Source organism: uncultured Enterococcus sp. (assembly GCF_913775425.1).
Classification (GTDB): domain Bacteria; phylum Bacillota; class Bacilli; order Lactobacillales; family Enterococcaceae; genus Enterococcus_G.
Window position 1 is genome coordinate 1 of the sequence record NZ_CAJYIS010000035.1, and the last position, 11,443, is coordinate 11,443.

The 11,443-nt window shown below is 37.7% G+C and carries 11 protein-coding genes and 2 tRNA genes; 3 read left to right on the plus strand and 10 right to left on the minus strand.

Annotated elements, in window-relative coordinates:
• Window positions 1-331 precede the first annotated feature (331 nt).
• Together QZ413_RS03795 and argH are read left to right on the plus strand one after the other, a co-directional pair.
• On the plus strand, window positions 332-1,528 hold the full coding sequence (locus QZ413_RS03795) for an argininosuccinate synthase (RefSeq protein WP_297076574.1): 1,197 nt from the start codon (window positions 332-334) through the stop codon (window positions 1,526-1,528).
• A 15-nt stretch (window positions 1,529-1,543) separates the two neighbouring features.
• Entirely contained in the window at window positions 1,544-2,917 is a 1,374-nt protein-coding gene (argH, locus tag QZ413_RS03800; protein ID WP_297076577.1) for an argininosuccinate lyase, read from the plus strand.
• Between the two features lie 27 nt (window positions 2,918-2,944).
• Here argH and QZ413_RS03805 read toward each other — a convergent pair whose 3' ends face one another.
• Window positions 2,945-3,430 (minus strand): DNA starvation/stationary phase protection protein, encoded by a 486-nt coding sequence (locus QZ413_RS03805; RefSeq protein WP_016186591.1) that lies wholly within the window; start codon window positions 3,428-3,430, stop codon window positions 2,945-2,947.
• 141 nt (window positions 3,431-3,571) lie between these two features.
• Here QZ413_RS03805 and QZ413_RS03810 point away from each other — a divergent pair, with 141 nt between their 5' ends.
• On the plus strand, window positions 3,572-4,243 hold the full coding sequence (locus QZ413_RS03810) for an A24 family peptidase (RefSeq protein ID WP_297076598.1): 672 nt from the start codon (window positions 3,572-3,574) through the stop codon (window positions 4,241-4,243).
• 45 nt (window positions 4,244-4,288) lie between these two features.
• On the opposite strand, the gene QZ413_RS03815 is transcribed toward QZ413_RS03810, so the two are convergent.
• The 9 genes from QZ413_RS03815 to QZ413_RS03855 form a co-directional block, all read right to left on the minus strand.
• On the minus strand, window positions 4,289-5,662 hold the full coding sequence (locus QZ413_RS03815; RefSeq protein WP_297076581.1) for an NlpC/P60 family protein: 1,374 nt from the start codon (window positions 5,660-5,662) through the stop codon (window positions 4,289-4,291).
• Between the two features lie 168 nt (window positions 5,663-5,830).
• A complete protein-coding gene (locus QZ413_RS03820; protein WP_297076584.1) occupies window positions 5,831-7,186 on the minus strand; it encodes a CAP domain-containing protein in 1,356 nt (451 codons plus the stop codon).
• Window positions 7,187-7,433: 247 nt separating this feature from the next.
• Window positions 7,434-7,958 carry a rod shape-determining protein MreD gene (gene mreD / locus QZ413_RS03825; protein ID WP_297076587.1) on the minus strand — a complete coding sequence of 175 codons (525 nt, stop codon included), beginning with the start codon at window positions 7,956-7,958 and terminating at the stop codon, window positions 7,434-7,436.
• 1 nt (window position 7,959) lies between these two features.
• Window positions 7,960-8,814, minus strand: coding sequence for a rod shape-determining protein MreC (gene mreC, locus QZ413_RS03830; protein ID WP_297076588.1), 855 nt, complete (start codon window positions 8,812-8,814; stop codon window positions 7,960-7,962).
• A gap of 132 nt (window positions 8,815-8,946) precedes the next feature.
• A complete protein-coding gene (locus QZ413_RS03835; RefSeq protein ID WP_297076591.1) occupies window positions 8,947-9,579 on the minus strand; it encodes a thiamine diphosphokinase in 633 nt (210 codons plus the stop codon).
• Window position 9,580: 1 nt separating this feature from the next.
• The gene (gene rpe / locus QZ413_RS03840; protein WP_297076593.1) at window positions 9,581-10,231 is read right to left on the minus strand and encodes a ribulose-phosphate 3-epimerase; all 651 of its coding nucleotides are present in this window, start codon (window positions 10,229-10,231) and stop codon (window positions 9,581-9,583) included.
• Between the two features lie 11 nt (window positions 10,232-10,242).
• The gene (rsgA, locus tag QZ413_RS03845) at window positions 10,243-11,130 is read right to left on the minus strand and encodes a ribosome small subunit-dependent GTPase A (protein WP_297076595.1); all 888 of its coding nucleotides are present in this window, start codon (window positions 11,128-11,130) and stop codon (window positions 10,243-10,245) included.
• 102 nt (window positions 11,131-11,232) lie between these two features.
• Window positions 11,233-11,306: transfer RNA gene (locus QZ413_RS03850), tRNA-Pro, on the minus strand.
• A gap of 17 nt (window positions 11,307-11,323) precedes the next feature.
• Window positions 11,324-11,397: transfer RNA gene (locus QZ413_RS03855), tRNA-Arg, on the minus strand.
• Window positions 11,398-11,443: the final 46 nt, after the last annotated feature.

Sequence of the window (11,443 nt, forward strand, 5' to 3'; positions counted from 1 at the left end):
TTCGCCTGCTTTGGCCATATATGTTGTACGCACGATTAGTTTTCCTCCAATATCAATTTCGAATGTTTACTTACACTTGAGTTTCCGGGGCTCTAATGGGGTAAACAATACCATTTAATATAATACCTCAGATAGACCCCTTTCGTCAATCTTTTTAGCTAAAGAAACTGAAACTTTTGTGAATGTTCATGCTTATGAACAATTTTTGTATATTTAATAGATAATATCCAGTTATTTTGTATAAATATTATTTTTTATGTTGATTTACTTATATTTATTTGTTAATATAAGTTCATTCAAGAAAACGAGTTACGAGAGGACGGGAATTTATATGAAAGAAAAAGTAATTTTAGCCTATTCTGGCGGTTTAGATACATCAGTTTCAGTGAAATGGTTAGTCGATGAAGGATACGATGTCATCGCTTGTTGTTTAGACATCGGTGAAGGTAAAGATACTGAGAGTATCAAACAAAAAGCATTGACAGTTGGTGCAAGTGCTTCATATGCGATTGATGCACGTGAAGAATTTGCCAATGAGTTTGCCTTGATTGCGTTACAAGGAAACACATTTTATGAAAATTCATATCCATTAGTTTCTGCCCTATCTCGTCCACTGATTTCTAAAAAATTAGTTGAATTGGCTCATGAGACTGGCGCGACAACCATCGCACATGGTTGTACGGGTAAAGGAAATGACCAAGTACGTTTTGAAGTCGCTATCGCAGCACTTGATCCACATTTAAAAGTGATTGCTCCAGTTCGGGAATGGAAATGGTCACGTGAAGAAGAAATCGCCTATGCTGCGAAAAAAGGTGTGCCGATCCCAGCAGATTTAGACAATCCGTATTCGATCGACCAAAACCTTTGGGGACGTGCCTGTGAATGTGGTGTGTTAGAAGACCCTTGGGCAACACCGCCAAAAGGTGCTTATGCCTTGACGAAAGAATTAGAAGATGCGCCTGATACACCGACGATTATCGAAGTTACCTTTAAAGAAGGAAAACCAGTTGCTTTGGATGGTAAAGAAGATACCTTTGCTTCAATCGTTTTACAGTTAAATACGATTGCTGGTGAACATGGAATCGGCCGGATCGATCATATCGAAAACCGTTTAGTTGGGATCAAATCACGTGAAGTGTACGAATGTCCTGGAGCGATGACGTTGATGGCTGCACATAAAGAATTAGAAGACCTAGTTTTTGTCCGTGAAGTGGCGCATTTCAAACCAATCTTAGAACAAAAATTAGCACAAGTAATCTACGACGGTTTATGGTTTAATCCACTAACAGATGCTTTGATCGCCTTCTTGAAGAGTACACAACAAGTCGTAAATGGTACGGTTCGTTTGAAACTATTTAAAGGCAATGTGATCTGTGAAGGACGTAAATCTGCAAATAGTTTATACGATGAAAACTTAGCAACCTATACTTCTGCGGATACTTTCGATCAAGAAGCTGCAGTAGGTTTCATTAAATTATGGGGGCTTCCTTCAAAAGTACATGCTGAAGTGCAGGCAGCTCAAAAATAAAGGAGTTTTAGATGTATGGCAAAATTATGGGGTGGTCGTTTTGACGGCAAAAATGAAGCATGGATCGATGCCTTTGGCGCATCGATCACATTTGATCAAGCATTAGCTAAATATGATCTACAAGGTAGTAAAGCACATGTGAGTATGTTGAAAAAAACGGCGATCTTACCTGCGGATGAAGCAGATCAAATTTTAGCTGGGCTTGTGCAACTAGAAGAAAAATTAGCTGCTGGTGAACTAGATTTTTCAGTAGAAAATGAAGATATCCACTTGAATATGGAAGTATTCTTACACGACTTGATCGGACCTGTTGCAGGTAAATTGCATACTGCACGTAGTCGTAATGATCAAGTCGCAACAGATATGCACCTTTACTTAAAAGATCAAGTAACACAAATCATCGATCTGCTTGATCATTTGCGTGAAGTTTTAGTCGCTAAAGCTGAAGAAAATGTCTACACGATCATGCCTGGTTATACACATCTACAACATGCTCAACCGATCTCATTCGGTCATCACTTACTTGCTTATTATCATATGTTTACCCGTGATGTGGCTCGTTTGACTGAGAGTCTCAAACGAATCGACATTTCTCCATTGGGTGCAGCAGCTTTAGCGGGTACGACTTTTCCGATCGACCGTTTTTACTCAGCAGAACAGTTAGGGTTTGCTAGCGTGTATGAAAATAGTTTAGATGCCGTCAGTGATCGTGATTTTATTTTAGAATTTCTGAGTAATGCCTCATTGATCATGATGCACTTGTCACGTTTTTGTGAGGAAATTATTTCATGGTGTAGCTACGAATACCAATTTGTTGAACTGACTGATACCTATTCAACTGGTAGCTCGATTATGCCGCAAAAGAAAAATCCTGATATGGCAGAATTGATTCGTGGTAAAACCGGTCGAGTCTATGGAGACCTTTTTGGTTTACTAACGATTTTAAAAGGACTTCCTTTAGCCTATAATAAAGATCTGCAAGAAGACAAAGAAGGAATGTTTGATACGGTTCAAACACTCTCACATAGTTTAGCGATCTTTACTGGGATGATCGACACAATGAAAATCAAAACTGACACGATGAAACAATCAACGGAAAAAGATTTTTCAAATGCTACAGAACTTGCTGATTATCTCGCTACTAAAGGTGTTCCCTTCCGTCAGGCACACGAGATCGTAGGAAAACTCGTGTTAGAAGGAATTCAAAATGGGCACTACTTACAAGATATTTCACTAGAAACGTATCAAGCGATCCATCCTGCAATCTCTGCAGATATTTATGAAAAACTAGATAGCACAAATGCTGTCAAAAACCGCCATTCTTATGGTGGAACGGGATTTGATCAAGTCCTCGGTCAAATCGAACGTGCCAAAAAGACATTTAACTAAAAAAAGAAGCCGATTCGGCTTCTTTTTTTAGTGATGTACAGAATGCTCTGGATCGATTTCTGGTGCATAGCCTAATTTTGCTTGAACCATCCAGATTTTCTTTTCGATATCTGTTTTGAATGCGATAAAGATATCTTGAGTTGAGTCATCGCCTTCTTCACCAGAAATTTCGATACCTTCTTGGTAAAGATCTGCTAAATAGCGATAGCCTTCAACTAATTTTGCCATTCTTTCTGGAATCGTGCGGTCGTAAGTTCCGATTTCGTCTTTGATTCCAGTATGATCTGCAAACTCTTGTAAAGTAGAATAAGGTGCGCCATCTAAAGTGATCAAACGTTCAGAAATCACATCTAATTGTGCATCGATTTCATCCATAAAGTCATCCATCATTGGGTGTAAGGTTAAAAATTCAGGACCACGCATATACCAGTGTGTTTGATGGATCACAACTGAAAACTGACTCAAGTCCGCCACTAATTGATTTAAAGTTTCTTTCGTTTTTTCAAATTTCATCCCACTATTCCTCCTTCGTTTCTATACATAAAGGATAACGACTTTCGTTAAAAAAGTACAATTATTTACACTATCTGAGAAGCTTTCTCAACTAATTTAACGTAATTATAAGTAAGGAGTGTGATGATGATGTTATTTGTAATGGGTGCTTGTTTAGGATCATTTTTTTGTGTTTTTGCTGAAAGGATGCCGATCAGACAAAATTTTTGGAGCGCACGTAGTCAGTGCCCTCACTGTAAACAAACACTCCGTTTTTATGAATTGATCCCCATCGTTTCGTTTCTCTCTTTAAAAGGACGCTGCTTGCGTTGCCATACTAAAATCCCGCTTATTTATTTTATTGCCGAATGTTTATATGGTTTTGTCTTCTTCATTATTTGCTGTTATCCATCCCTTTTTGGATTTCCACTTAGTACGTTACTTATTTGGATGACCAGTGCATTTATTTTAAGTATGATCGACATTTTTTACTATGAAGTCGATACGTGGTTACTCTATACCACTACCATACTACTCTGGATCAATTTATATCTGGGCCATGCTCATTTTAATTGGATTTCTGCTGGATGTTTTTTGCTACTCTATCACTTGAGTAAAAGGTGGTCTTTTATCGGTGAGGCAGATCTTTTTTTAGCATTCAGTTGGTTTCCTTGGTTAACATTTACTCAAATGTTTTACTTACTTTGGTGTGCAAGTATATTAGGTATTGTGTACTATGTGTATTGTATGTATATTCTAAAAAAACACCATATCATGATTCCGTTTATTCCCTTTTTAAGCCTAGGTTTACTGTTTTCACTATGGCAATACTAAAAAGAGGCTGTGACAGAAATCTGTCACAGCCTCTTTAAATTGGTCTTAATTAACACGAATCGCAAAACTTGGTGTAAATCCGACTGTTGTCCCTTGGACCACACCCAACTCAGGTGTAGCAGCGTGGATAATCCCATTGCCTCCTAAAGAGATCGCTACGTGGTAGGTGCTACCTGGATTACCCCAGAATAATAAATCTCCTGGTTGTGCTTGGCTTACAGGAATCACTGTTCCAGCTGATTCTTGTGCTCCAGTCCAGCCACCGATACTTTTGCCTGCTGCTTGCATATATACATAAGAAGTAAAACCAGAACAGTCAAAAGAATTTGGTCCTTTTGCTCCCCATACGTAAGCTTTACCTAAATGTTTACTTGCTTCGGCAACGATTGCTGAACCATTTACCGTTTGAGAAGGTGCTGGTGTTGGCGTAGGTGTTACCGGTGTAGGTGTTTCACTACTAGTTGGTGTCTCAACAGGTGTTTGTACAGCCTGTTCTGTCGACTCTGTTGTTGAAGGAGTGGTTGTTGAAGGAGTCGTAACTTCTTCTTTTGGTGTACTCACTTCTTGTGTCGTCTGTGTGGTCGACTCCGTTGATTCTACTTTAGTCGTTTCTTCCTTAGCAACTTGAGTTTCAGTCGTTGCCGTTTTAGCTTCTTCTTTTGCGACTGCTTTTGCCTGTTCGGCTACTTTAGCCTGTGCTTCTTTTGCACGTTCTTGCTCAGCTTTTACGCGAGCTTGTTCGGCTTCAGCTTCAGCTTTTTGCGCTGTTAATTGTGCTTTTTCATCTTCTTTAGAAGACTGCTCTAATGCAAGATCTGCTTTGGCAACAGCTAAGTTAGCTTGTGTTTGTTCTAACGTCGCTTTCTTTTGTTCTAATGCTGTTTGATTTGTTTCTAAGTCAGCAACTTTTTGTTCGATAGCTGCTTGTTTTTGTTTTACTGATTCTTGATCGGCTTTTTGTGCTTTGATCAAATCATTGTTTGCTTTGACATACGTATTCACAGCTTGAACGCGTGATACTGCATCCGTTAATGATTCAGCATTTAATAATGCATCCATCACGCTCGTGTCTTGACCATTGACTTGTACGTCACGTGCTTGTGTTTTGATTGTTTCTGTACGCTTTTCGATTCGTACTTGTAATTCGTCGATTTCAGTTTTTAATTTGTCTGATTGTTGGCGTAAAGTAGCTTGTTCTGCTACTAATTGTTGAGCTTGATCATTGATTGTTGTTACTTGATTTTCTAATTCGCTAACTTGACTTTGAATATCAGCTTGCTTGTTTTGTAAATCACTAATTACTGTATCTGCTTGATTGATTTTATCGTCAATTGAATCTGCTGTAGCTAAAGTTGGCGCAGCTAACGTCGTCATTACAACTGAACTTAAAAGCATTGAAGCATAGACCCGCTTCTTCACACACATTCCTCCATCTCGCATCCCGATTACTTTCTTAACGTTTTCTTAATCACAAGAGCAGTTTACCATAGCAATATGTCAGAAAAATGATAGATATATTACAAATAGATGTCAAAAAAAGAGCTTTCATCTAGACCAATTGTCTAAATGAAAGCTCGAAATACTAGATTAAGCTGAATGACCAACGATCACTCCACCGCTATAACCAAAACCAACACGTGTGATACTTGGATTGATTTCCCAATCACGGTGACCAGTTCCAGAAGCAGTCGTCATATTTGTTTCATTGTACCAAGCATTGATTACAGTTGAGCCTGGTGCAAATAAGATTGCAATTACTTCATCTGCACGTGACCAGTGATCATTTGGAATAGATCCACCATTCCCATTGATTAATGACGCACGAGCTGAAGCAGTTGCTGCTAATCCTGCATCCCAACTTACTGGGTTTAAACCGTGTGAAGCACGTAGCGCATTTAATGCATCTAATGTAGCATCACCAGAAGCTGGAGTTGTTGTTGCTGGTTTTTCTTCTTCTACAGGTTTAGTCACAACAGGTGTTGTTGTAGTTGGCTCACTAGTTGCTGGTGTTTCTACTTTTTCTGTAGTTGTTTGTGTTTCTTTTGGTGTTTCTACCGGTGCTTGAGTTGAAGCAGTCGTTTCTTCTTTTGCAGCTTCACTTGTAGCTGTTTGTTGAGTTGATGTCACAGTTTCAACAGCAGCTGTTGTTGTTTGTGTAGTTGCTTTTTCAGCAACCTTAGTTTCAGCGGCCTTAGCTTCTGCAGCTTTTTGTGCTGCTGCTTCTTTAGCTGCTTGTTCTTGCTGAGCTTTCACGATACGTGCTTGTTCTGCTTCTGCAGCTGCTTTTTGGTTCAATAAATCACTTTTTGTTGATTCTGCAGTCGCTTGCTCTGCTGCTAGTGCGATTTTTTGAACTTTTAAGTCTGCTTGTTTCACAGCTAATTGATCACGTTGTACGTCTAGTTCTGCTTTCGCATCTGCTAAACGAGCTAATTTTTTTTCATTTTCAGCTTTTTTCGCTTCTACAGCTTTTTGATCTTCTTTTTGAGCCGTAATCAAGTCGTTATTTGCTTTTACAAATGTATTCACTGCTTGTACACGACCAACAGCATCCGTAATTGAATCAGCGTTTAAAATAGCATCAACGAAACTAGTATCTTGACCATTTACTTGTACGTCACGCGCTTGTTTCTTAATTGTAGCTGTGCGTTTTTCGATACGTACTTTTAATGCATCGATATCTTTTTGTAATTGCGCTGTATCAGCTTCAAGTTGCGTTTGCTCTTCTTGAAGTTTTACTCCTTTATCATAGATCGATGAAATATCCGATTCTAAAGAAGCGATTTGTGATTCAGCAGTCGCTGTTTGCTCTTTGATCGCTGAAATTTTTTGATCTTGTTCATTGATTTTACTATCAAAATCATCTGCACTCACTTGTACGCTTGCAATTGTTGATAAAAGTAATGTACAAACCAATAATGACTTACTTACGCTTTTCTTCAATCTGCTTTCCTCCACAGGGTTCTAAATTTATTTATGTACGTTTCATGTTTTTTAGACTAATTTTTTCTTAAGACAAAGAGAATTGTACCACAGAGATATGACACAAAGATAAAGGAAATGTTTCAATATGATGTCAAATAACTTGCTTTAGACATTTAAAGAATACATTGAAACATTTTACCTGAATTTGTCGACTAATGCTACATTTATTACAAAAAAAATGCTTGATTCATTTAGAATCAAGCATTTACACGATAGGTATCGTTAATTTAAATAATTTTTTTAAAGGAAACATTAGTAGCGCAAAATAAATAATATTTAAAATCAACGTCGGCGCAAATGAATTTGTCACAAAAAACTCGCCTTTGATCGTAGTGATTTTAAAGAGCAACTGGATGCCTAATGTAATTAGTTGGACCATAGTCAAAGAGACAATCCAACTAAAGAATAACGTCATCAGATTTTGATAATAAATCGCATGGAATACATACATTAACCAAACCGTAAAGGGTAACGCTACTGCATAAACACCAATCAAACCTAAATAGTAGATATCAAACAACACACCAATAGTCAGTGCACTTAACAACATGTAGCGCTGTGGCAGTTTTCCTGCTGCAAACAGCATCAAGAGCAATAACAATTCCGATTGCCAAATACTGGTATTATGGTTGAGATTAGTGAAGAAGTTCGTAATATGTGCATCGATTAACATCAAAAAGAAAAAGACAACGTAGAGATACGTTAGATACTGTACACTGAATCGTTTCACATTACTCACCTACTGTACGTTTAATTACGGTCACAACCGACAGATCATACATTTTCGCATAAGGTTGTACGTATAATTTCTTTTGGAGTCCAAAATCATCTGAGCGTGCTTCTAAGACCGTTCCAACTGCCAAATCAGCTGGTGAATTTCCACCAAGACCAGAAGTTTGGACGACATCACCTTTTTCAAACTTAGCATCACCGGTCACTTGCTCGACGATCAATGCATTTTTCTCTTCATCAAAACCTTTCAACAGTCCAAATAACACACCATCTTTAGTCGAGATACGTACTGGAAAATGATTTGATGTTTGATTTTCCGCTGTTAATAATTCAATTTTTGAAGACGCACGATTGACTTCGATAACACGTCCTACTAGCCCTTTTGTCGCCATTACAGACATATTTAGCTCGATACCATCTTTTGATCCTTTATCAATGATCAAGAAATCTTGCCAAGTATCTGGTGAGCGCGAGATTACATTTGCAGTGACTTTCTCAAAACTAGTCAGAGTGTTATTTAATTCCAATTGTTCTTTCAATGAACTGATCTCACGTTGATCATTTTTTGTTTGTTGTGATAGCTCTTCATAGTGATCGATTTTTTCTTTCAAACGTTGATTTTCTTCGTAAGTGGTAAATAAGTCTTGAACATTATCTACAGTCTTACTGATAAAATTAAACGGCGCTTGAATCACACGATCGACTAACGCTATAGAATCATTGACCGTTGATTGAACAACATTTGTTTTTTCAGAAACAGCTCGCTTAGCAATCGTTACACTTAGAATCGTTACAACGATAATCACAATAATCAGTGCAATAATAATATTTTTATTCGGATTAATTTTTTTCACAAAAGCACCTCAATAATTTCAAAATGAATGAAACTCATAACTTAAATTGTACCACTTATTGCAACGAAACAAAAGGCAAGGAAAACGACTCTTAATGTTTTTTTGAAACATTAAGAGTTTCCTTACCCCTAGTTAATCCTTACTTTGAATAACTGCGATCATCCCGCTTTTAAAAGATAACAATGCAGTATCTGTCAAAAATTCATTACTCGCATATGACAATGGATACATAACATCGACATTTTGTAATGTATATTTGCTTTCTGCTAACGTCAGATCAGTCACTGGAGTCAAACAACAATATGCTAAATAACGCATGTCCGGTTCTTTTGAAATCGTGTATTGACCCGGTTCAAAAAAGGTAATGATATTTTGCTGATCCACCAGTTTGAATTGACGACAATAGCTACGAAATCTTGGTTCAAGTGGTAACCATAGATTTGCTAAGAAATGATCGATTCGACCACCCGTCAATCCGATTAAGGTGATTTCTGCAGTTGACTCAATCGTTAGCGCATGAAGCAAGCCTAATTGTGTATCTGTATCATCTTTTTCAGGTGGTGATTGTTTCACCAAACTAGCGTACTCAAATACTTTCATTTGTTCCAACTCTGACAAAGAATCAAAATCGCCGATTGCTGCATCACAAGGAATCTTTGCTTCTAATAAATGCAATGCTCCCCGATCGATTCCGATATAATAGTCATATGTTCCAAGTGATGGCCAAGTAGTGATAGGCCTACCTCCGACAATTAAAATTTTCATATCAAACTAGTTGTTCTTTCAATAACTGGATACGTTCACCTGGGTCTTCAGCACCGTAAACATAACTTCCTGCTACAAATACATTCGCTCCAGCTTGCGCGCATAGACTGATCGTCTGATCGTCTACACCGCCATCGACTTCGATATCAAAATTATAGTTGTATTTTTCTTTTAACAAGACTAATTCTTCAATTTTTACCATCATTTCTGGTAAGAAAGATTGTCCTCCAAACCCAGGATTCACTGTCATAACCAACACTTGATCGACCAAAGGTAATACGTGTAGGATTTGATCAATCGAAGTTCCAGGATTGATCACAACTTCTGCTTTAACCCCTTCATTTTTGATCATCTGGATCGCGCGGTGAATGTGCGGTGTAGCTTCGACATGCACACCGATAATATCAGCACCCGCTTTTGCAAAATCAATAATATAATTTTCTGGATCAGTAATCATTAGATGCACATCTAACGTCAATTTAGTTATTGGCCGAATGGCTTTTACCATTGAAGGTCCAAATGTAATATTAGGTACAAAATGACCATCCATTACATCGATATGAATATAGTCAGCACCAGATTTTTCTACTAATTCAATGTCACGTTGTAAATTAGCAAAATCAGCACTTAAAATGGAAGGGGCAATTTTCATATTAATCTCTCCTAGTTTTTGTTTTTCTTTTTATACACTGGTCTACGATTTTCGATTTCTGACATAAATTGTTTATAATCTTCATAACGTGAATAAGCGATTTTATCTTGTTCAACGGCTTCTTTGACTGCACAATTTGGTTCATTTAGATGCTTACATTCTCTAAAACGACAATCGGACATCCGTGCTACAAATTCAGGAAATAATCTTGGTAATTCCTCTGTGTCGATTGTCAAAAGATCAATTGCACTGAATCCTGGTGTATCTGCAACTAGACCATCCGCAACTTCTAATAATTCGACATGACGTGTAGTATGCTTACCACGCCCAAGTGATTCAGAAATAGCTGCTGTTGGCAACTCAAGTGAAGGTAAAATCTGATTTAGTAATGTAGATTTTCCAGCTCCAGATTGTCCCATAAATACGGTTAATTTATGTTCAAATGTTTGTTGTAATTCTACAATTGAACGATCATCTGGTGTGGCAACAATCACACGATAGCCAATTTCTTCGTAAATTTTGATAATTTCTTCTACTAATTCAACTTCACTCAACAAATCGATTTTAGTTAAGTAAATGATTGGTTCTATCTCATTAAACTCTAGTGTTACTAAAAATCGATCCAATAGATTAAATGAAAAATTCGGTTCTACCATACTTGTCACGACTACTGCTTGATCAATATTAGCCACTGTTGGACGGACCAATTGGTTTTTTCTAGGAAGTACTTCGAGTACATATCCATCAGTTAAATTCGTACTTTCAAATACTACATTATCACCAACTAAAGGTGTAATATTTTGATTTCGAAAATTCCCGCGTCCTCTTGTCTGATAAATGATCCCATCTGATTCGACATAATAAAAGCCACTTACTGCTTTACGGATTTTTCCTTGCAAACATCCGCCTCCTCAATCGTTTTTTTCTTTTTTATTGTATCATACCTCGCTAAAAAAATCTGAATACAAAAAAAGACATATCACACGATATGCCTTAAATGATCGGGAAGACAGGATTCGAACCTGCGACCCCTTGGTCCCAAACCAAGTGCTCTACCAAGCTGAGCTACTTCCCGAAAAATAAAAAAAACTACGCGCCCAAGAGGAGTCGAACCCCTAACCTTTTGATCCGTAGTCAAACACTCTATCCAATTGAGCTATGGGCGCATAATGCCGAGGACCGGAATCGAACCGGTACGGTGATCACTCACCG